Source organism: Natronorubrum texcoconense, assembly GCF_900100335.1.
Lineage (GTDB): Archaea > Halobacteriota > Halobacteria > Halobacteriales > Natrialbaceae > Natronorubrum > Natronorubrum texcoconense.
In genome coordinates, this window is the sequence record NZ_FNFE01000009.1 from 149,269 (window position 1) to 170,598 (window position 21,330).

At 65.4% G+C, this 21,330-nt stretch carries 18 protein-coding genes; 7 read left to right on the forward strand and 11 right to left on the reverse strand.

What is annotated here, in order from left to right; all coding sequences use genetic code 11:
• Positions 1 to 311 precede the first annotated feature (311 nt).
• Entirely contained in the window at positions 312 to 620 is a 309-nt protein-coding gene (locus BLT08_RS21255; RefSeq protein WP_090312173.1) for a non-histone chromosomal MC1 family protein, read from the reverse strand.
• A gap of 241 nt (positions 621 to 861) precedes the next feature.
• On the opposite strand from BLT08_RS21255, the gene BLT08_RS21260 reads away from it, so the two are divergent.
• Positions 862 to 1,059, forward strand: a complete 198-nt coding sequence (locus tag BLT08_RS21260; protein ID WP_090312084.1) for a SymE family type I addiction module toxin — start codon at positions 862 to 864, stop codon at positions 1,057 to 1,059.
• Positions 1,060 to 1,290: 231 nt separating this feature from the next.
• Here the strand turns inward: BLT08_RS21260 and BLT08_RS21265 are convergent, their stop codons facing one another.
• Together BLT08_RS21265 and pheS are read right to left on the reverse strand one after the other, a co-directional pair.
• Positions 1,291 to 3,165, reverse strand: coding sequence for a phenylalanine--tRNA ligase beta subunit-related protein (locus BLT08_RS21265; RefSeq protein ID WP_090312086.1), 1,875 nt, complete (start codon positions 3,163 to 3,165; stop codon positions 1,291 to 1,293).
• Positions 3,165 to 4,691 (reverse strand): phenylalanine--tRNA ligase subunit alpha, encoded by a 1,527-nt coding sequence (pheS, locus tag BLT08_RS21270; protein WP_090312089.1) that lies wholly within the window; start codon positions 4,689 to 4,691, stop codon positions 3,165 to 3,167. Before pheS ends, BLT08_RS21265 begins: the two co-directional genes overlap by 1 nt.
• A 530-nt stretch (positions 4,692 to 5,221) precedes the next feature.
• On the opposite strand from pheS, the gene BLT08_RS21275 reads away from it, so the two are divergent.
• The gene (locus tag BLT08_RS21275; RefSeq protein WP_090312091.1) at positions 5,222 to 6,163 is read left to right on the forward strand and encodes a UbiA family prenyltransferase; all 942 of its coding nucleotides are present in this window, start codon (positions 5,222 to 5,224) and stop codon (positions 6,161 to 6,163) included.
• Between the two features lie 125 nt (positions 6,164 to 6,288).
• Positions 6,289 to 7,953 carry a sensor histidine kinase gene (locus BLT08_RS21280; protein WP_090312093.1) on the forward strand — a complete coding sequence of 555 codons (1,665 nt, stop codon included), beginning with the start codon at positions 6,289 to 6,291 and terminating at the stop codon, positions 7,951 to 7,953.
• 13 nt (positions 7,954 to 7,966) lie between these two features.
• Here BLT08_RS21280 and BLT08_RS21285 read toward each other — a convergent pair whose 3' ends face one another.
• From BLT08_RS21285 to BLT08_RS21295, 3 genes are all read right to left on the reverse strand, one after another.
• Complete coding sequence (locus BLT08_RS21285) at positions 7,967 to 9,436, reverse strand: hypothetical protein (RefSeq protein WP_090312094.1); 1,470 nt, start codon at positions 9,434 to 9,436, stop codon at positions 7,967 to 7,969.
• Positions 9,437 to 9,508: 72 nt separating this feature from the next.
• Complete coding sequence (locus BLT08_RS21290; protein ID WP_090312097.1) at positions 9,509 to 11,134, reverse strand: tryptophan--tRNA ligase; 1,626 nt, start codon at positions 11,132 to 11,134, stop codon at positions 9,509 to 9,511.
• 110 nt (positions 11,135 to 11,244) lie between these two features.
• Complete coding sequence (locus BLT08_RS21295; protein WP_090312099.1) at positions 11,245 to 12,615, reverse strand: geranylgeranyl reductase family protein; 1,371 nt, start codon at positions 12,613 to 12,615, stop codon at positions 11,245 to 11,247.
• A gap of 107 nt (positions 12,616 to 12,722) precedes the next feature.
• On the opposite strand from BLT08_RS21295, the gene BLT08_RS21300 reads away from it, so the two are divergent.
• Positions 12,723 to 13,121 (forward strand): methylated-DNA--[protein]-cysteine S-methyltransferase, encoded by a 399-nt coding sequence (locus BLT08_RS21300; protein WP_090312101.1) that lies wholly within the window; start codon positions 12,723 to 12,725, stop codon positions 13,119 to 13,121.
• A gap of 39 nt (positions 13,122 to 13,160) precedes the next feature.
• Here the strand turns inward: BLT08_RS21300 and BLT08_RS21305 are convergent, their stop codons facing one another.
• Positions 13,161 to 13,481, reverse strand: a complete 321-nt coding sequence (locus BLT08_RS21305; protein ID WP_090312103.1) for a hypothetical protein — start codon at positions 13,479 to 13,481, stop codon at positions 13,161 to 13,163.
• A 188-nt stretch (positions 13,482 to 13,669) separates the two neighbouring features.
• Between BLT08_RS21305 and BLT08_RS21310 the strand changes: the two genes are divergently transcribed.
• The 3 genes from BLT08_RS21310 (at position 13,670) to BLT08_RS21325 (ending at position 16,965) form a co-directional block, all read left to right on the forward strand.
• Positions 13,670 to 14,599: an ornithine cyclodeaminase family protein gene (locus tag BLT08_RS21310; RefSeq protein ID WP_090312174.1), complete on the forward strand. Its 930-nt coding sequence runs from the start codon at positions 13,670 to 13,672 to the stop codon at positions 14,597 to 14,599.
• 108 nt (positions 14,600 to 14,707) lie between these two features.
• Positions 14,708 to 14,908, forward strand: coding sequence for a hypothetical protein (locus BLT08_RS21315; RefSeq protein WP_090312106.1), 201 nt, complete (start codon positions 14,708 to 14,710; stop codon positions 14,906 to 14,908).
• 287 nt (positions 14,909 to 15,195) lie between these two features.
• On the forward strand, positions 15,196 to 16,965 hold the full coding sequence (locus tag BLT08_RS21325; RefSeq protein WP_090312110.1) for a gamma-glutamyltransferase family protein: 1,770 nt from the start codon (positions 15,196 to 15,198) through the stop codon (positions 16,963 to 16,965).
• Positions 16,966 to 17,229: 264 nt separating this feature from the next.
• Here the strand turns inward: BLT08_RS21325 and BLT08_RS21330 are convergent, their stop codons facing one another.
• From BLT08_RS21330 to BLT08_RS21345, 4 genes are all read right to left on the reverse strand, one after another.
• On the reverse strand, positions 17,230 to 18,369 hold the full coding sequence (locus tag BLT08_RS21330) for a tubulin/FtsZ family protein (protein ID WP_090312112.1): 1,140 nt from the start codon (positions 18,367 to 18,369) through the stop codon (positions 17,230 to 17,232).
• Between the two features lie 54 nt (positions 18,370 to 18,423).
• Positions 18,424 to 19,488, reverse strand: coding sequence for a tRNA-intron lyase (gene endA / locus BLT08_RS21335; protein WP_090312114.1), 1,065 nt, complete (start codon positions 19,486 to 19,488; stop codon positions 18,424 to 18,426).
• A gap of 351 nt (positions 19,489 to 19,839) precedes the next feature.
• Entirely contained in the window at positions 19,840 to 20,616 is a 777-nt protein-coding gene (locus BLT08_RS21340; RefSeq protein WP_090312118.1) for a DUF91 domain-containing protein, read from the reverse strand.
• A gap of 43 nt (positions 20,617 to 20,659) precedes the next feature.
• Complete coding sequence (locus BLT08_RS21345) at positions 20,660 to 21,247, reverse strand: TlpA family protein disulfide reductase (protein WP_090312120.1); 588 nt, start codon at positions 21,245 to 21,247, stop codon at positions 20,660 to 20,662.
• Positions 21,248 to 21,330: the final 83 nt, after the last annotated feature.

Here is a 21,330-nt window from a genome sequence, read left to right on the forward strand (position 1 = left end):
CTCCGGATCGTTTACCCGTCCAGACACTCTCCAGAGGAGGTCCGCAAACGTCTTTTCTCTCCTTGATTTTGTGACCGATTGACCTCATATTACGACCAACTCTGGATGCTCGAATCCATATAAACGTATTTCTTAGTCGGACCTAACAATAATACGCAGTGGGCATTACATTAGACCCTTCTGCTGACCCTTAAGGACGTGACAGATGTCGCTATTGCCGGGAGAAACAACCGAATTTTTTCTACGTGCGCAGAAAATTAGACATTCGACACTCGAGGGGTGGCGAACGAGAAAACACGATCGTCGGCACGTCACTCCTCGAGGTGTTCGATCCCTTCCTTCGAGACGTTCGCTTCCGTGATCTCGTTGGGCATCCAGTCGGGCTTGTCGTCGGGGGCCGTCTCCTCCCACGCCCAGCCTTCGTAGATGTGTACTTTGCTCGTCCCTTTCTCTCGTAGTCTGAGCTCTACACGTTCCGCGTCGTCTTCACTCGAGCCGGGCTCGAGTCGTCGGGCCGCCTTGAGGGCCGCCTGACGGGGAGTGTTCCCCGAGAAGACGCTCGACTCGTCGCCGCCCGACTCGCGCAGTGCAAAGTTTCGTTTACCGTCTTCACGTACCATGGTTTTCGACTCCATGCTACTTCAGCACACGATCCGACATAAAGATATCCCCGAAAACCGACCGACTGCGCCGGTATCTTTAAGTGTATGGCCTACGCCATTTTCCCGCAATATCTGCAGCCGTCGTCACAGCAGCGGCGGCGGCCCGAATTCGCCCATCCCATGCGTGACACGGTCACTCGTCGAGGCGTCGAAAACACTTAAGTATATCCTACGGCGAAGTTCGTCATAGAATCCCGCGATGGTACGGAAAAAGAAGCTGAGTCCAAGCGGCGCGAAAGACGAAGACGGCAACTATCACAACGTCCACCTCAATCTCCACGAGGACGAACTCGAGGTCGCGGGCATGGATATCGGTGATGAAGTCTTCGTTCGAGTTCGTGACGGGAAGATCATCATCCAGAAAGCGGACGAAGAGGACGTCGAACACGAATTCTAACAACCGAGCTTTTACTCTGCAGTCTGTTGCGCTGGCGGCAGCGTAGCTGCCACACAGCGCAATGTCCTTCGGTAAAAGCTCGATCAAAAGCACTCCTCCTTCCGTTCCGTGACGCTTCGCTTACTCCACATCAGTCGTCGGCCCGCTCGCTCACTTCGTTCGCTCGCGGTACATTACGTCGGATTACCGCCGTGGATCGCCTCTGAAGTTGAGACGAAAACCCGACCTCGATTACCGCAGCGCCTCGAGATCGAACTCGAACGCCGCAACCGGCACCTCGAGGTCGTACTCGATCAGCGCCTTCGGATGGATCTCGCCGACGATTCCGACGTCTTCGCCGTCGATCACGACCGACGCGGTTCGACCCGAAATGAAGGCCGGGTGCTCCGTCGGTGGGGTCTCGAGGTCGACGTCGAAGTTACGCGCGAGCGCTTGCAGCCGCGCCTTGGCGTCCTCGTAGCCCGCGTCGTGGTTCGCGAGGACGGCCCCGACGTGGCGGCTCTCGCCGACGCCGGTGTTCTCGCTGTCGTCGAGCGCCGCGCGGAAGCCGATCTCCGAGAGGTGCTGCGGGTACGAGCGGTGGGTGTTTCGCTCGAGGACCATCATGAGCGAGGGGAGCAGCCACGTCCGCAGGATGGTGTAGTCCTCGCTGTAGGGCTCCTTGATCGTCGCCGGCTCGCCCGCGCCGTAGGCGTCCGACCCCGGCGCTATCTCGAGGCGTTCGTAGTTCTCTTCCTCGTTGCTCATGTGGAAGTTCAGCAGGTCCTCGAAGCCGAGTCCGACGAGCTGGGTGCGCACGGCGCGCTCGAGACGCGAGCGCTCGTGGCGACCGCCGACGGTCCCCACGTCGGGGTAGGTCGGCTCGAGGTCGTTGAAGCCGTAGGCGCGCCCGAGGTCGTCGATGACGTCTAACGGATGGAGGACGTCGACGCGGTAGGGCGGGATGGTCACGTCGTAGACGAGGGCGCCCGACGACGCGGTGCCGTCGGTTGTCTGGGACGTCTCCGAGCCCTCCGCGGCGCCTCGTTCCTCGAGTCCATCCCGATCCTCCAGCGGCGTGATGGTGCTCTCGTCGTCTGTCTCTCCGTCCTCGCTTTTCGTGGCCTCGAGTCCCGACCGCTCGGCCAGATCGATCACTTCGTCGGGATCGAGATCGATTCCGAGGATGGTTTCGATGCGGCTGTGAGCGACCGTCTTCGTCTTCGTCGAGAGATCCGGTCGAACGAGTTCGTGATCCGGATACGCTATCGTCACGTCCTCGATCGTCGCGCCGCGCGCCGAGAGCGCGTAGCAGACGATGTTCAGCATCTTGTCGATCGTCCACTGGTCGGTGCCTGTCATCTCGACGAACAGATCTCTCGACTCGGTCGAGACTTCGGTTCGGCGACCGTTGATCACTGGCGGGAACGAGAACAGCCCGATATCGTCGTAGATCGCGGGATACCGGTCGTAGCCGCTGACGAGGTCGGCGTACGTTTGGCCGGTCTGGTGGGTCTCGAGGACCGTTGCGGGAGTCATCTCCTCATCCGAGTCGAGCGGGACGAACCGATCTCCGTCGGGTTCGACGCCGACGTACTGGATGGTCGAGGCTCCCTCGGTGGCGGAACCCGCTCGCGGCTCGTCGCCGCTCGCATTTTCCGATGCGCGTAGCGCATCGCCTCCTTTCAACATCGTCAGATCGTGGATCCCGATCGCGCCCTTCGCGCGCTTGCGTCCCATCGTCGCGTGGAGCTTCTCCTGTAGCTGGATGAGCGAGTCGAGGGCGTCTTCGTCTAAGTTCACGTCGCGGATCACCGCGCCCGTGACGTACGGTCGCTCGTCCGGCACCGACTCGTCGACCTCGATGGTCCACTCCGCCGAGTTCGGCGAGGGGACGTGGACGCCGCGGGCGTCGCCGTACTGGTAGCGCATCGAGCGCGCAACGCCCTCGACGGAGAGGCGGTCGAGTCGGTCAGGTGCGAACTCGAGTTCGAACTCCCCGTCCTCGGTCAGCCCCTCGAACTCGAGGCCGAGACCGAACAGGTCGTCTTTCAGTTCGTCGTCGCTCTTCTCCTCGCGACCGGTTAACTCTCGCAGTTCGTCGGGGTCGATATCGACGGTGGGCATCAGTAGGTCACCTCCGCGTTCCGCAGGAACTCGAGGTCGGCGAGCGTGCCGTGGAGGTCGCGGATGTCCTCCGCGCCGGTGGTCAGCATGGCGAGTCGCTCCAGCGCGAGCCCCCACGCCATCACGTCGCACTCTACCCCGAGGGGGTCCAGCATCTCCTCGCGGAAGATGCCGGAGTTGCCGATCTCGATCAGTTCGCCCGTCGTGGGGTGGGTGCCGAACAGTTCGAAGCTGGGCTCCGTGTAGGGGTTGTAGTGGGGTTTGAACTGGATGTCCTCGATCCCGAACTGGGCGTAGAACTCCTCGAAGGTGCCCATGAGGTCCCGAACCGAGAGATCCTCGGCCATCACCCAGCCCTCGATCTGGTAGAACTCCAGCAGGTGGGTGGCGTCGAGCGTGTCGTTTCGATAGGCTTTCTCGACGCTGAAGTAGCGCGCTGGCGGCTCGATCTCGCCGATCTCTTCGCCCGAAAGGTATCGGGTCGACAGCGAGGTGGTGTGGCCCCGAAGCGCGAGCGCGCGGGCGAAGTCCTCGTCCCACGGCGAGTGATACCCCTCGCTGTCCTCGCCGATACCCTCTCGGTGGGCGCGTTCGACGCGCTCGACGAGGTCCTCGGGCAACTCGTCGATGTGACTCGGCTGTTCCAGGGCGAACCGGTCCCAGTGCGTTCGCGCAGGGTGGTCCTGGGGCATGAACAGACAGTCGTTGATCCAGAAGTCCGCGTCGGCGTGCGGGCCGTCCATCTCCTGGAAGCCCATGCCGACGAGGACGTCCTTGACGCGCTCGGACATCTGCCGGAGGACGTGGACGTTTCCGCCCTCGAACGTCTCGGCGTCGGCCTCGACGTTGTACTCGGCGAACTCGACGTCCTCCCACTCCCCGCTGGTCAGGAGTTCCGGCGTGACCTGACCGACCGTCTCGGCGGTCTCGAGGCCGGCCATCAGTTCGGTGACGGCGCGCTCGGTCAGCGTCACCTCGCGGACGGTCGACTCGGTGCGCTCGAGCAGGCCGCGCCGCTCGAGTTCCTCGAGGGTGTCCGCGTCGACGTCGACGCTCTCGACGGCTGCGTCGTCGGCTCCCGAGAGCGTCTCGAGCGCGTTCGCTTCCGCGTCCGCGCTCGGGTCAGCGTCCGGGTCGGCCGTGATCTCGCCGCTGTCGATGACGCCGTACCCCTTGCGGGCGTAGTTCGAGAGCGCGATGTCGACCTGCGGTCCCTCGAGCCCGGAGGCGCCGATGACTCGTCCCATCTGGACGGGGTCGCTATCGCCGCCGGCCTCGAGCGCGGCCTCGTAGAGTCGAACCTCGGGAAGTTGCTCGTCCGCGTATTCGACGCCCTCGTCGGTGAGCGCGATCGTTTCGTCGACACGTTCCGCGACGGCGACCAGCCCCACCTCCTCGAGTTCGAACACCGCGCCGGTGACGGTCTCGGGAGGGAGGTCGGTCGCCGCAGCGAGGGCGTCGACGGACTCCGCCTCGTCTGCGCTCGCGGCCTCTAAGACCGCGACCTGTTGTGCTGGAAGTTGCATTCGCTTGTTCGTATGGCTGCGTGTCGGTCAGTTAGCGGTTCCGATACTGCCCGCCCGGCCGACCCCCGACCGGACCACGTCGAACGGTCGGTTTCGCGGCGAGGACACGGTGTGTGTGCTCGCGGCTCCACCGGCCAGGAGTCACCGGGCAAAGAAGAAGCCGAATCCCCGATTGCAACGCAACGGTCGGTCACCGATACCGGCACGAACGTGGGATTCGGGTGCCATACGTCCTGTCTCTCGACGGCGGGCGAAAAACGTTGCGCTCGCTGCGGTTCTCGTGCTGCGGACCGGACCGATGACCATCCGTCGCCGATCCACACCCGAACAAAATTCATTCACCAGATTCGCTGAAACATACTTTCTTGTCATTTTATACATCCTATTCGCAGTCGCAGTTGACAGTTCAATCGTCCACTCTCGGCTGTTAATGTAACCATTGTGCAATCCATACGCATATCTGTTAGCATAGACGACACATTCAGTACGGAGCCGCCACCGGACGGCCGCTCTCGAATACTACCGCAACTATGGCACGAAAAAATCACACGCTCTCAGACGAGAGTCACACGACAGTAGCGCGACGCAGTTCGCTGCTCGCTCGACTTCCCTCGAGTATCGGCCGGTTCTGGAACGCACTGGTGTACAGTTCGACGTATCTGGCGCTGATCGCGATGGCCGAGGTGGTCATCGTCTCGGTTCTCCTCTCGCTGTCACTGACCCCGGCGGTGATCGTCGTCGGACTGGTCGTCTTCGCCGTCTACACCAACGACCGCCTCGCGGACGTCGACACCGACGCGGTGTCGAACCCCGGACAGGCGGGGTTCGTCAGACGATATCGGGACGCCCTCTACGTGCTGGCATCGATCGCGTACGGACTCGCCGTCGCGCTCTCCGTTCTCGGTGGACCAGTCGCGCTCGCGATAACGCTGCTTCCGGGGGTGTTCTGGGTGTGTTACGCCACGGACTGGATTCCCGACTCTGGCATGCGCGTCCGTCGGTTGAAAGACGTCTTCCTCGTCAACACGATCGTGGTCGCACTCGCGTGGGCCGTGACGCTGACGTTCCTTCCGCTCGCGTTCGCCGACGGTGCCGTCACGATGTCGGCGCTGTTCGTCTTCGCGTACTTCTTTCTCCGGGTGTTCACGAACACGGAGATTCCGAACGTCCGTGACGTCGAAGGCGATCGGGCGATCGGCGTCCTGACGATTCCGGTCGTCTTCGGCGTCGACCGGACGCGCAGGATCCTCGCCGGGATCGATTGCTGTACGGCCGGACTCGTCGCGTTCGCAGTCTACGCCGGCTACATCCCATCCGTGCTGGCAGTCCCGCTGCTCGCCGGAATCGCCTACTCCCTGGGAATCACGTCGTTGGTCGGCCGGTACGAGAACGAGCGACTGTTGGCGAAGGCTGCCGAGTGCGAGTACCTCGTCGTCTTCGTCGTCCTTGCGTTCGTCGTACTGCTGATCTGACTCAACTGACGAGCTGCGAACATCTTTCGATAGCACGATTTTTCCGCACGTTTAATAGCTAACGGGACCTCTCTCCTGCATCGGTGTTCTCTCTTACATTTCTGTCGGGAATATTACTTGCAACCGTGGCGATCGGAACAGCGGCGGCACTCCTCGCCTGGCGAGAACGACCCGAGCCGGGCGCCGTCCCGCTCGTCGTGATGCTCACCGGACAGTGCATCTGGTCGGCGCTCCTCGTTTTCGATCTGGAGGCATCGACGCTCGGCGGGAAAGTCTTCTGGGCGAATCTCAGGTGGATCGGCGTCGTCGCCATTCCGGTCGGCTGGCTGCTCTTCTCGCTGGAGTACACCGGCCGGGATCGGTACGTCCAGCCACGCTACGTCGCGCTCGTCTCGATCGTTCCGGTCCTCACCGTAATCTTTGCATTGACCGACAGTAGCCTGCTCTACACCGACTCGAGACTCGTCTACGAAGGCGATATGCTGTTGCTCAGCCGGACTCCCGGCCCCTGGTTCTGGGTGATCGCCGCCTACACCTACCTGCTCGGACTGCTCGGAGCCGTTCCACTCTTGGAGCTGATTCGGAACGATTCGCTGCCGTTCAGAGGGCAAAGCGCCGCACTGCTGATCGGGATCGTGGCGCCGTGGGCGAGCAACCTCCTCTTTCTCCTGGGGGCGATTCCGATCCCGGGTCTCGACCCTACACCGGTCGCGTTTTCGATCTCCGGGGTCGCCTGCCTCGGCGCACTCACGCGGTTTCAGCTCTTCGGGACGAGTCCGTCGCCGAACCCGCGTGCACGCCGACTGCTCTTCGAGCGGATGCCGGACGGTGCCATCGTCGTCGACGGACACGACTACGTCGTCGACATCAACGAAACCGGTGCGGCGATTCTGGGAACGGTACCTCGTGCTGTGCTGGGGAGTCCGCTTCGAGAAGCCGTTCCCGACGATTTCCACGTCTCGTCGGACGGCTCGGTCTCGGTGCAAGGCCCGTTCCGAAGCAGAGACGACGAGCGACTGTACGACGTGACGGCGACGCGTATCACCGACGTCCAGGATCGAACGATCGGCCACGTCATCACGTTTCACGATATCAGCGAGCACGTGCGACAGCAACAGCGCCACGAGGTCCTGAACCGCGTCTTCAGACACAACATCCGGACGGAGACGAACGTCATCAGCAGCTACGCGGAACTGCTCGCAGACGGCGCGAATCAGGACGTCGCCGACGAAATCACGGCGAGTGCGCGACGTATCGAATCGCTGGCGACCAAAGCCCGCGAAATCATCGACGTCTTCGAACAGGGACGCGAATCGATCGAGCCCGTCTCACTCGAGGTGCTCCTCCGCGATGTGAGCACGGCCGTCCGTACCGAGTACCCGAACGCTCGCATCGAACGCGACTCGAATCTCGAGGGGATCTACGTCGCCAACGTTCTCGAGCCCGTGTTCGCGAACCTCGTCGAAAACGGCATCGAACACAACACCGGCTCGGGCCCGTTCGTTCGAATCGAGGTCGAGGCGGACGACGACCGGGTGCGGATCCGTATCGCGGATAACGGCCCCGGAATCGACGCCTACGAGCGATCGTCGGTCGAACGCGGGACCGAGACGCCGCTCGACCACGGGAGCGGTCTCGGCCTCTGGTTGGCCAAGTGGGGCGTCGAAATCGCGGGCGGCTCGGTGACCTTCGGGACGAACGAGCCGACCGGGTCGGTCGTGACTATCGAGGTCCCACTGTTGTGCCCGTCCGGCGAATCAGGCGACGAGTCGAACGAGGCCGCGCCCTGAGAGCGACGGGAGACTACCCGTTCGAGACGCGCGTCGTCTCGAGCGAGCCCGAATCGACCCACTCGAACCCCGCTTGCTCGCCGGCCGCTTTCGCCGTCGTCACCGCGTCGGGATCGAACGACTCCGCGAACTCGATGCGGGTCTCCTCGGGTTCGGCCGCGGGCAGCTCGGGGAGGAACTCGTCGTCCTCGAGCAGTCCCTCGACGCTGACGGCGCCGCCGGCGCCGAGGGCGACCCCGAGCGCGCTGTAGCGGTCGTGTGCCGTCTCGAACTCGTCGTCGGTCCCGAAAGAGTCGTTGCCGACTCGAGCGGTCTTCGAGGAGCCCGAGAGCGTGCCGAACCCGTCGTCCGACGACTCATCGCCTTCGTCGGCTCGCTCGCGTTTGTCGCGTTTGTCGCGTCCGTCGCGTCGTTCGGCCGTTCGCTCTCGCTGGTCTTCGAGCATCGCGTCGGCCACGTCCTTCGGCGAGGGTTCGGGGCTCGAGTCGTCGTCGCTCACCCTCGAGACCGTCGGCGAGCCGCCTCGGATCTCGAAGCCGTCGGTTTCGATCGACGGGGATTGTGTCGACGGCGCTCCTGCCGTCTCGTCCCCCTCGTTCGCTGCCGTCTCATTCCCCTTCGATTCGGCTTCCTCGATGAGCGACGCGACCGAGGACTGGGTGTCGTCCGTCTCCCGTGGGGCGACGTCGCTCCCGCCGTCGAGGAGTGACGGTCGCCGTTTCGCTCGCTCGAGCGCCCACACCGGCCACGGACCCGATTCGTACGCGCCGTTCGGATCGTCGACCCCGACGTCTCCGTCGTCATCACCTCCTCCGAGATCGTCGTCTGCGGGAACGTACGCCTCGAGGTCGTGTTCGGGCAACAGCGGCCGATCGAACGCCGAAATTTGCTGACCGTACCGCTCCCGAAGGCGCTCTAGCTCCTTCGTTTCGATAACTGCGGCCCGCCAGCGGTCGACGCCGGCCGACAACAGGACGACCGTCGCGCCGGTCCCGGCGAGCAATCGGTCGTCGACCGCGCGCAAGACGGCGGGCAGGTTGTCGTCCGCCAGCGGCGTCTGCGGGTAGGTGACCGTCGCCTCACGAGTGCGTTCCTTCGGATCCGTGGCGGCGAGTTCCAGCCGGTCGCGTCCTGTTTCGGCCGGTCCCGTCCGCGTCCACTCGAGCGACCAGCCGATCGACGCGAAGACGGCCTCGAGTTCGCGCCCTAGCGCTCGCTGGGCGTAGCGCGCCGAGCACGCGATGCCACGGTCGCCGTGGCAGATCAGCTGTCGAACCGTCGCTGTTCGGTCGCGTTCGTCGGCGAGCACGTCCGCGATGATCTGCTCGAGCGAGGTGTCGCCGCCCGCACGGCCGGGCGGAGCCGTCGTGTGGTACTCCCGGCGCTGGGCGCGCACGTCGGCGGGCGTGACGCCGAAGGAGCCGAGAATATCGGCACAGCGCACGACGTCTCGGCTCGGGGCGCCGGCTCGGCCGGTCTCCATCGACCCGGGCTACATCGTGACTACTGATATGCTTTCTCTCTAGATTCTGTGACAAAAAACGAACGAGATTGATTATCGTCGACGCGGCGACTCGAGTTCGATGTCGGCGTCCTCGAGCAACGCCTCGACCTCCGCGCGTTTTTCCTGGTGGTCCGCGAGGAACTCCTTCATGAGTTGGGCGGCCTGTTCCTTGCAGTCGCCACAGAGCCGTTCGCCGCCGACGCACTCGTCGTAGACGCGCTTGGCGAACTCGTCGTCGTCGCCGGCGAGCAGGTAGGCGTACAGCTCGTAGACGGGACACTCGTCCGCCTTCCCGCCCTTCTCGCGCTGCTCTTCGGCCGTCTCGCGGCCGCCGGTGGTCGCCGACTTCACCTTGTCGTAGCCGTCTTCGGGGTCGTCGAGCAGGGAGATGTGGCTCGCGGGCACGGACGAGGACATTTTCCCGCCCGTCAGGCCGGTCATGAACCGGTGGTAGATCGACGACGGCGGCTGGAAGCCGTAGCCGCCGTTCTCGACTTCGACCTGCCTGGCGAGCTCTTCGGCTTCGGCGCGGTCGATCTCGAAGGCGTCGACGTGGCTCTCGTAGACCCGTTTCTCGCCCTCGATGGCGTCGATGAGCGCGTTGAAGGCGTCGTCGGTTGCCCGTCGATCGAAGAAGCGAGTGCGCGGACGGACCGGTTCCATTCCTGCTTCGTTCAGTTTCGTCAGCACCGAACTCAGCGTGTCGGCGTCCGCGTCGATCTCCGACAGCGGCGTCTCCTCGAGCGCCTCGGCGACGTGGACGCAGCGAAGGTCGTCGTCGTCGAAGTCGGCGGGATCGAGTCGCTCGTAGAACTCGGCGACGAGGTCGCGTTCCTCCGGCTCGAGTTCGAAGCTGGCGTACGCTTCGCTCACCTTGAAAAAGCGCATTCGCTCGGCGAGATCCCGCGCCAGTCGGACGTGTGGGTCCTGGTCCGGGCCGACGGGGATGACCGTGGGTTTTGGCTCCTCGAGTTGCGGGTAGAGGATGTCGGCCATCTGGGTGACCACGCTCTGCATGTGGGAGACGTCGGTCTCGCCGTCGAAGCCGTAGATCGCCTGGAACTCCGAGAAGTTGGCCTCCGCGCCGAGCTCGAACGCGAGGTCCTGCACCTCGCGGTTCGTCGACTGGCGGTAGAGCGTTCCGTCCTCGGGATCGAAGCCGAGCGCGAGCAGGGAGAGCAGGTAGCTCCGGGCGTGCTCGTCGATCTCCTCCCAGCTCATCCCGCGGGCCGAGTTGGCCTCTAAGTCGGCGATCAGGGCGTAGGCGTCGGCTCCCTGCTGTTGGTGCCAGATGATCTCGTCGAAGACGAGCTTGTGGCCGATGTGGGGGTCGCCGGTCGGCATGAACCCGGAGAGAACGGCCGCTGGCTCGTCGTTCTGCAAGGCCTCTGCGACCGGTCGGTAATCCCGATGACCGAAGATCACGCCGCGGCGCATCAGGTAGTGCGGATGGGGCACTTCGTCCAGAATCTCGTCGAACTCCTCGATACCGAACTCCTCGAAGAGTTTCCGGTAGTCGGAGACGGAAGAGGATCCCCAGGGGTCGAGGGCAACATCGTCGGCACCGGCAGCGCCACCGTCGGCTCGAAGCGCCGACTGCGGTTCTGCGGTCTCGTCACCTCCATCGGTCAACGGTTCCCCTGACTCGGACTCCTCGAGTGGGTCGTCTCCGGTCATTACTGGTTCCTTTCGCGCGCCACCGCGCAAAAGCCTTCGGCTTCGCCGCGCTGGACCGTCACGAGAGGCGACGGCAACCGGTCGTGCTACGGAACGCGTCTCCGGCAGCGCTAGTACTTCGTTTCCGCACCCGTCGCCGCGTAGATCTCGTCCATGATCGAGTTCCGTTCGGCCTGCCACGCGTCGAAGCCGTCCGGCGATGACGGATACGTCTCGTAGTGAGCGAGCAGCCGATCGGCGAGCCCCTTCGTATCGTAGAGCTTCTTCAGCGTCCCCCAGTGGCCGACCGTCTCGTACAGCACTTTCAGCTTCAGCCCGAGGCCGACGCTCGACGACCCCGAGTACAGCGCGTTCGAGAGCTGTTCGCCGGGCAGCGCCGCCAGCAACGACAGCAGGTCGTCGAGATCGTACGCCGTCGCGAAGACGTTGTAGACGTCGAGCGCGGCGTACCGGCCGCCGTAGTGATCCATCACGCGCTCGTTGTACCGCCAGAGGGTCTCCTCGCTCGCGTCCTCCTTTTCGAGCGCCTGTATCGCCTGTTCGCCGGCGTACTGGCCGGCGTACGCCGCCCCGCCGATCCCGCCGCCGCTGATCGGGTTGACGTGGGCGGCCGCGTCCCCGATGGCCATGTAGCCGGGTGCCGTCGCCGAGTCGTACGGTCGACGCGTCGGCAGCGCTGCGCCGAGCTTGTCCTTCACCGTCGCTCCCCGTAGCTCCGGGCGCTGGCTGATGTCCTCCCGGAGGTCGCTGACCAACTGCATCGGCTCCTCGTTCATCTGAAAGCCGAGGCCGACGTTGATCTCCGTCGGCGTCCGCGGGAAGTACCATAGATACCCCGCGGAGCGTTTCGTCGGTTTGACCACGAGGGCGTCGTCCCACTCGACCGGCTCTTCGACCTCGATGATCTCGCGGTAGGCCGAGGAGAACTGCGAGTACCGCACGTTCGTATCGAACGTCGTCCCGTCGAAATCGATCGTGTCCTGGAGAATCGACAGCGCGCCGGCGCCGTCCAGCGTGACCGTCGCCTTGTAGGACCGGCGTTCGTCCGCCCGCTTCGCCTCGAAGCCCGTTACGCGGCCGTCGTCGTCCTGGGTGACGCGCTGTACGACGGTGTCGTAGTGGAAGTCGACGCCCGCGCGTTCGGCCGAGCCGATGAGCTGTCGCCCGAACTCCCAGCGGTCGATAACCGCGAGCTCACCCGGGACCGGAATGTCCAGTACGGCGTCCTCCTGTGGAATCTCGAAGCGACCGTGGTCGACGGCCGTATTCGTAAACGCGTCGGCGATCTCGGATTTCGGAATCGCCTTCGGGAACTCGTCGGCTCCCTTCAGTGCGTCGCCACAGGCGATGTGTCCGGCCTCCTCGGCGTCCTTTCGCTCCACGATGACGACGTCGTATCCAGCCTTCGAAATCGTCGATGCCGCGTAACAGCCGGCGGTGCCAGCACCGACGATCGCGACGTCGTACTCGAACGAGGTCATGGTACTCCCTTCGGTTCCGCGGGGAAAAATACTCATACTTCGGTGCTTCGCGTGACGCCGCCGTCGAAACATAGAGTAAAGCGCCCAGCCGACGAACAGCGTCGCGAATGCAGATCAGCATCTTCGGTCGGGACCGAGAGATAGCCGCCTCGAGGATCGACGCGGGGCCGGAGGCGATCCGCGAGCAGGTCCGCGAGTACGAGACCGGCGAGCGGACCGAATTCGACCTCGAGATCGAGTATCCGGACGATTTCACGGGACAGGTCATGCGGGCGATGACGGAGATTCCGGCCGGCGAAACGCGAACGTACGGCGATATCGCGCGGGAGCTCGAGAGCGCGCCGATCGCGGTCGGGCAGGCCTGCGGCCGAAACCAAATTCCGATCATCGTCCCCTGCCACCGGATCGTCGGCGTCGACTCGCTCACCGGGTACGGCGGCGGGCTAGACCTGAAACGCGAGTTGCTCGAGCACGAAGGGGCGGTGCTTCCGGGCGAGTCGGCGTAGACCGGGCGACTACGAGCGCAAGGTCATCGATACGGGAACTCAACCGGGGCGCGCCTCTGCAGACGATTCGTCCCTGTCGACGAGCGCGATCGAGCACTCGGCGACGGTCGGGGCAGCGTCTCGGGACCTCGACACGGTGACTTGCAGACCGACGCGAGTGCCGGGAATCTCGAGGATTTGAGCGCGCCGGAGTCGGCGGACGAGCAGAACCCCGGCTATCACCACCGCGAGGGTGGTGACGGCGGCTGTCGGGTAGTCGACGGCGACCAGCACGGCGACGAGACCGGCGACCACGAGGAAGCCGGCGGCGATCGAGCGGGCGGTGACGGGTTCGGGGTGCGACGGGTGGTGTCTCCACATACTGTTACAGAGGGAGCCGTTCGGCATAATTGTAATCTGAAAAACATTTCAGTAAGGCGGCTTACCGAACTCGATTTCAGTCGTCGGTGACACGGGTTCGCCTCGAGGCTGGCGCTCCCGCTCGAGTCTTCGTAACTGGCTCGAGTAGCCGCTGAACCGTTATGTCAGTCGCGACCGACGGATCGAGCATGCCCGGCTTTCCGATCCTCACCGACGGAGACGTCTACGCCCAGTTCGACTACGAAACCGTCGTCGACGCGATGTCCGACGCGTTCGCCGAACGCGCGGCGGGAACGCTCGAGGCGCCGCCGCGCTGGTCCGTCGACGCCGGCGCGGGCGACCTGGTGTTCACCGCTGGCGCCGCGACCGGATCGACGAACGCCGCGGGATTTCGCGTCTACGAGACCTACCCCGAATCGGGCGCGGCCCACACGGAACTCGTCGCGGTCTTCGACGCGACGACGGGCGCGTTCGAGGGGCTGCTCGTCGGCCACGCCGTCGGCGGCCTCCGAACGGGCGGGATCGGCGGCGTCGCGGTCGACTGCCTCGCACGCGAAGACAGCGAGACGCTCGGCGTGCTCGGCAGCGGCTTTCAGGCTCGAGCGCAGGTCGGCGCGGCCTGTGCGGTTCGGGATTTCGATCAGGTGTTGGTCTACAGCCCGACGGAAGCGAGCCGAAACGCGTTCGCTGAGACGGTCGACGACGAGGTCGAACCGGCCGCCCGCGCGGTGGACGATCCGGAGTCGGTCGTCCGCGAGGCCGACGCACTCGTCTGTGCGACCGACAGTGTGGAGCCCGTCTTCGACCCCGACTGGCTCGAGTCGGGAACCCACGTCACCACGATCGGACCGAAGTTCCGGGACGCCCACGAACTGCCGCTCGAGGTGGTCGACCGAGCCGACGCCGTCGCGACCGATTCCCGGCCACAGGTCGACGCCGACGACCGTCCCCATCTCGTTTCGAGCGAGTACGACGGCCGGCTCCTCGAACTCGCCGAAGTGCTCGAGGAGCCGACTCTCGGACGGACGGCCGCGGCCGACGTGACGCTGTTCTGCTCGGTCGGGCTGGCCGGCACGGAGGTCGTGCTCGGATCGCGATTCCTCGAGGCGTTCGCGTGACCACCGCCAGTCGCGCAACGCGCTCGACATCGTCGGAGGCTCGAGGCAGATGCTGTCGAACACCTCGTATCAGTAATTATTTATAACTTCCTCGGGTACCGGACGCGTATGGCCGAGGAGATCAGTCCGGCGCTGGAAGCCTATCTTCGCTCGATTCGGACGATTTTGGCCGCGGTAGTGCTCGCAATTCTGGCCGTGCCGTTTCTCGCGAATCAGGACGAAATTGGGCTCTACCTCGCTGGCGCATCGATACTGGTTCTTGCGTATTCTCTCGTGAGTGGTCCCTACCCCGAGTTTCGAGACCTGTAGTGCAGTTCGCCGTCGTTCGTCGACCGTCGATCATCGGAGACACTGGTGGCCGATTCGGCTTCGCAGCGGCCCATCGTCCGAACACTGGTAACCGACTGTTGCGAAGCGAGACGCCGTTCGGGACGGCACGCGCGTCGACTGCGGCCCAGACGCGCGCCGTTCGGTTGGCTGTACCGAGCGACTAGCCCCGACCTCGTCTCCGCCTTCTCGACACCCCCACCCATAATATCTCACTACGTCCCGAAACGTCCGGCGCCACTTTACTTCGCGTCACCCGCCTACCCGGCATGGACACGAACGTCCGCCGCCGCGAGTTTCTCGCGGGTACCGGCGGGATCGGTGCCGTAAGCGTTGCCGGGTGTACCGGGTTCTCGGTCGAGGAGTCCGACGAAGCGCAGAACGGAGCCGGATCCGTCGCGGTCGTCTCACAGCACGAACTCGCGACCGAGGCCGGACTCGAGGTTCTCGAGGACGGGGGAACAGCCGCCGATGCGGCCGTCGCCGTCGCCTGCGCTCTGAGCGTCGTCGAGCCCTGGTTCTCCTCCGCGCTCGGCGGCGGTACCTGGGCGCTCTACTACGACGCCGAGGACGAGGAGATCACCAGTCTGGACGGCGTGGGACCCGTCGGATCGGAGGCCTCGCCGGAAGAGTACGAAGAACGTGCGGAGAGAGCCGGGATGCACCAGGCCGTCGTTCCCGGCGCCTGGGACGGTTGGATGCTGTGGCTCGAGGAATACGGCGAACTTGACCTCGATGCGGTGCTCGAACCCGCTATCGAGACCGCTCGAGAGGGGTATCCCGCCAGTCCGGAACTGCGGAGTTGGCTCGAGAACGAGGCCGACGAGATCGACGACCGTCCCGACGCCGCCGAGATCTACCACTCCGACGGCGACCTCCTGGAGGAAGGTGACACGGTCTATCAGGAGGAGATGGCGGATACGTTCGGGGCGCTCGCCGACGCCGCCGACGAACAGGGAGACGAGGACCGCAGCGACGCGATACAGGCGGCTCGAGACTACTTCTACCGCGGTCCGATCGCCGAGGAAATCGTCGAGTTTAGCGACGAACACGACGGCTACCTCACGCTGTCGGACTTCGAGGCGTTCGAAGCCGAGATCGTCGACCCCCTCTCGATCGAGTACGACGATGACGTCGACGTCTACCAGAACCCGCCCAACAGTCAGGGAATCACGCAGCTACTGGCGCTGAACACCCTGAAAGAGTACGACTTCGACGACCTCGACTCGACCGACGCCGACGCCGTCCACCTGCAGGCCGAGGCGATCAAACTCGCGTTCGCGGACCGCTACCACCACGTGGGCGATCCCGAGCGAGTCGACGTCCCCGTCGAGGAGTTGCTTGACGACGAGTACGCCGCGGACCAGGCCGAGCGGATCGAGATGGACAGTGCGGTGGAGTGGCCGTTCGACTCGGGACTCGAGGAGGACCCGGTTTCGTCCGTCGGAAACGCCGATCACACCACCACGTTCCACGTCGTCGACGGCGACGGCAACGCGGCCGCGGTAACGACCAGTCTGGGCGCGCAGTTCCTCGTCGTCGGCGACACTGGCATCCACATCAACAACCGAATGCGAATGCTCTCCGTCGAGGACGACGACCCGAATCAGCTCACGCCCGGGTACAAGGTCCGACACACCTCGAACCCCTACATGGCCGTCCGCGACGGCCAGCCCTACATCTTGGGCGGCAACACCGGCGTGGACACCCAGCCGCAGGGCCAGACCCAGCAGTTCCTCCACGTCCACGAGTTCGGCCACGACGCCCAGGCGGCCATCGACCACCCCCGGTTCGTGAGCACGGCGTTCCCGTCGACTGACGTTCCCTGGGAGGCCGAGAACACGCTCGAGATGGAGGCGGAGTACCCCGAGGACGTCCGCGAGGAGCTCGCAGATCGCGGTCACGACGTCGTCGACGCCCCGTCGGTCGGCTCCGCGACGATGATCGTGCTCGAGGAGGATGGGGAGTCACTCGAGACCGGAGCCGAACCCAGAATCTCGACTGCCGAGGGTGAGGTTACGGAGCCGGAGACGGATTGAACCGACGTTTGTTCTGTACCGATCAGACCACGTGCGGTGGCACGCGCTGAGCCGCGACGAGCGAAGCGAAGGGGGAGCGAAGCGACCCGTGAGCCAGGTGAGGCGCGGCTCGAACTCGTGTGAGGGATGAGTGAAGGAGCGCCAGCGACTGAATGAATCGGTTGGGGAGGACGTGGAAATCACTGCTGCCAGGGTGAGCAGAACACTCGTCTCGTCGGAGTGCGAAAAATAGTTTCTTCGCCCGACGCCGTGTTCGTACTGGAGTTACGTCGAGCGGGCCGCAGCTGCTCGCAACTCCTCGAGTCGATCGGACTCCACGTCAGCCAGCACCACGCCCGCGAACACCGTCTCGCCGTCGGGCCGCGGCGCGTCCCCGCCCAGAATTCCCGAGCCGCCGATGGCAGACTCGAGCGTCCGCCGGCCCTCGGCGATCGCCTGTCGGTTGAGCCACGCGGGCGGGCCGCCGACGATCAGGAGTCCGCGCGCCGCGGTTTCGGGCTCGCACTCGAGCGTCAACTTCCCCCTTATTCCCTTTCGGACGACAGTCTCGACGGCGCTGACGGCCTCTCTGGCTTCGACCTCCCGCTCCGTCGGCAGCAGTCCGAGTCCGAACTTCGAACTCGTGGTCTCGACCGTTTGTTCGGCGTAGCCGAGCGTGACGATGGCCGACTCGTTGCCGACGATCCGTTCGATGTCGCTCGCGTCGATGACGGTTTGGGCGACGGGACCATCCGACTCGCCGCCGCCGGCGAAGACGGCCGCGACTCGCGTCGCAAGCGCTCGATTCGACCGATCGCGTGCATCGGCGAGCTCCTCGCCGGGTCGGAGCCACGTCTCGTTGTCGAACGGAACGATCGCGCTCGCCACCCCCTCGAGTCGCTCGAGCGTCCGAACCGCGTTCGTTGCCGCGTCGGGTCGCGGCGGCGTATTCTCCCCGGCCGAGGCCTTCCTCGAGCCACCGCCGAGGCCGGACGGCTCGCCGGCGTTCGGATCGAACTCCCGGTCAGCCGGCAACGTCGCGAGGACGTACACCGACTCGTCGTAGGTTCGTTGCAGCGCCGCGACGAGCGCGGGGACCGTTCCGCCGCCGGTCACGCCACCGAGACCGACCGCGACGAGGAACGCGTCGGCCTCGGTGGGGCTACCGCGCTCGAGTACCTCGAGCAGTTCCGCGGCGTGTTCCTGTCCGGTCTCCGTCGCGGCCTCGAGCCCGTCGTCGAACGCCGATTCCGCGCCGTAGCGATAGCGGTGTGACTCGGGGAGCACCGTCCGCTGTAGGTCGGCTTCGTCGGTATCGAACGCGAAGACGTCCGTGAGAAACGAGCCTCCAGCCGGCTCCGCCGCCCGAATCGCGTCGGCGATCCGACAGCCCGCGCCGCCGACGCCGATCACCTCGAGTTGCATACGGCTACCCTCTCGCGTCGGGGTTTTTATGGTTGCGCTCGCGCGGGGCCCGGATCAGGGCGTCAACCGCTCGACCGACCACCAGTCGATCCCGCCGGCCCCGTCGACCAGCGCGAACACCATGGTCTTGCGGACGCCGTGGGCGAGGCGCACGTCGAGCGCGAGGTCCCGGGGTTCGAAGACGTGGTCGTCGGGGTGGACCCGGAGCAGCAGCTCGGAGTGACCCAGGTTCTCGACGGACTCCACGTCGGCGTAGGTTCGGAAGTCCGCGCCGAACTTGTAGCCCGTCTTCGGGACGACGTCCCGCTCGCGCAGTTCGGTGTAGACCGCAAGTCGTCGGGCGAACCGCTCGCCTTCGACCTCGTGGCCCCGGTCGCGAACCGTCTCCGGATCGAGATCGATCGCCCCGCGTTCGGCGAGGAAGGCCGCCTCGAGCAGCGACAACTGCAGCGTCGGCTCGTCGTACTCTCTGCCCTCGAGCGGCTGGCCGTAGAAGGTGGTCTCGTAGAGGGACAACGGAGGCTCCCAGACGACGACCCGATCGGCCAGCAGGTCGGCCTCGCAGCCGTCGGGCAACGCGGCGTCGGGGGTCGACGATCCCGACGGATCGCGGGACGATACGTCGAAGTACGTGATCTCGCTCTCCTCGTCGACCACCGCGAGAACGGCGTCCTCGAGGTCGCTCGCGGGCACGTCGGTCCGCTCGCCGATCACCCGCAGCGCGTACTCGGTCTCGCCGTCTCGTGGCCCCTTCCCGCGGGGGAAGACCGCGAAATCGACCGCTCCCTCGGGCGGGTCGGGAACCCACGGCTCCGCGGCCGGCGAGAGGTAGAAGCCACGAGAACGGAGGTCGGCGTAGACCAGAAACCGGACGCCGAACTTCTCGCCGGGTTCGCGGGCCGCGAAAGCGCGGAAGTCGAGACGGTCGCCGCTCGCGTCGTCGACGACCGCCTCGAGGTCCCCGCGATACAGGAGGTGCGCCGCCTCGATCGGTGCGAGGGCGATCTCGTTGCCCTCGAGCGGGTAGCCGTAGCCCCGCGAGTCGTGATAGCGCTGCCGCGCGTCGCTCCCCACGCGGACGACGCCCGCATCCTCGTCGAACCGCCCCTCGAGTGTCATAGTCGGGGTTTCGCCGGCCGGGACTAAGGGGCTGCGGATCGATTCCTAGTCGGTGACGGATGGCGAGCATCGGCGGACGATACTCGAGCAGCGGCGACTGATTCGACCGTCTCGAAAGCCCCTGGCACGCTGAACTCGCGCGCCGACCCTGCGCTCCGCATCTCACTTCGTTCGATTGCGGTGCTTGGGCTGTCGGGCTTCGCCCAGCACAACGGAAGAGCAAGCTCTTCCGAGCATCGCGGACGCAAAGCGTCCGCTCAACGCCAGCCCCTTTCAGTCCCACCCACCGCAGCGGCTGGTCGGGTCGCTGTAGCGCGGTGGATGGGGTTCGCTCTGGAGCGCGTTGTTAGATTAGTCCCTTGCCGTCGATTCGGCCTCGAGCGGCTCTCCGAGCACCTCTTTACACGTCGCGTCGAGACACCGGGTCCCGCTCCGGGTTTCGAACGTCGGCAGCCCACAGCCGCACTCGCCGTCGACGACGCCCGCGGGGACGGCGAAGCCGGTGTCGCAGTCTGGGTAGTGCTCGCAGCCGGCGATGAGTCCGCCGCGTCGGAGGATTCGAAGGTCGCCATCGCAGTTCGACTCCGGACAGGCCCACTCGCGGTCGAACGCTTCTCGGACGGCGTCGTCGAGGGACTCGCACGAGCGGTCGAGACAGACGTTGAACGCCAGCCCGCGCTCGACGCGCATCCGCGGGAGGCCACAGTCGCAGTCGCACTGCTCCTCGCGAATCGTCGCGTCTCGAGGCACTCCGTACCGATCCCCGCAGCCGACGCAGTGGACGCCGTTCGAGCGCACAAGCGCGCCGTCGCAGTCGGGACAGCGCCCGACGGGCGTCCCGGCCGCCGAGGCCGGATAGTGCGCGAAGCCGTCCTGGTCGTGGGCGGCGATCCGCAGCGTCTGGGTGTCCTTCTTCGCCACGAGCGTGAAGTCGTTCGCGCGGTCGCTCGAGACGCTGTCGGCCCGCGTCAGCCAGGCCACGGGCTGGTAGCCGTCGCTGTCGTGGACTAAGACGGTGTTGTCGGGTTTGACGATGGTCGTCACCCGGCCGCGGTACTCCTCGCGGTCGGCGTCTTCGGCGATGACGGTACAGTCGCCAGCGAGCACGCGAATCGCGTCGTCGATCATGGACGGTCTGGCCGCGGGTTGGTATATAAAATCGAGGACGCGATTAGCGATTCTCAACCGCGGCCTCCTCGAGCGCCGTCTCGACGCCGCTGATCATCGTGTTCGCCGTCGTCCCGCCCTCGTCGCGCCAGTGGACCTCACCGGTGCCGTCGATGGCGATCGTCGTGGGTCGGAGCGCGACCTCGTAGTGGTCGTCGAGCGCACCGTCTTCGTCGTTACCGATCGTCCAGTCGCCGTCCTGTTCGGCCCACCAGTCGGCCAGTTCCGTTGCCGAGGGCTGGGCGCCGGCGCTCCCGTCGATGACGGAGAGCACGTGGACCGTTCCGTCGGGGCCGACGTCGACCGCCTCCTCGAGGCGGTCTCTGGCCTCCTCGACGCGCGGGAGGAGCGCCTTGCTGGTCGGACAGTTGAGTCGGGTGAAGTTGACCAGTTGGACCTGTCCGTCGGTGGGAACGCTGACCGTTCCGGCGTCGCTGCCGGGTCCGTCGACGGTCGTGACGTCGAACGGGGGTTCCGTTCGATCGGGTCCAGTCTCGCCCTCGCCGGTGGTCGATCCGCTCTCGCTCTCGTCGAGACAGCCGCTCAGCACCGCCAGTGGCGTCGCCGCTGCGATGAAGGACCGTCGGTTCATCTGATTGGGGTGCCGGATCGTCGGCTGTCGAGGGGACGACGCGGAGTCGGGTGTGTGTTACCCCTGCGTACTGGGCCGTCCGA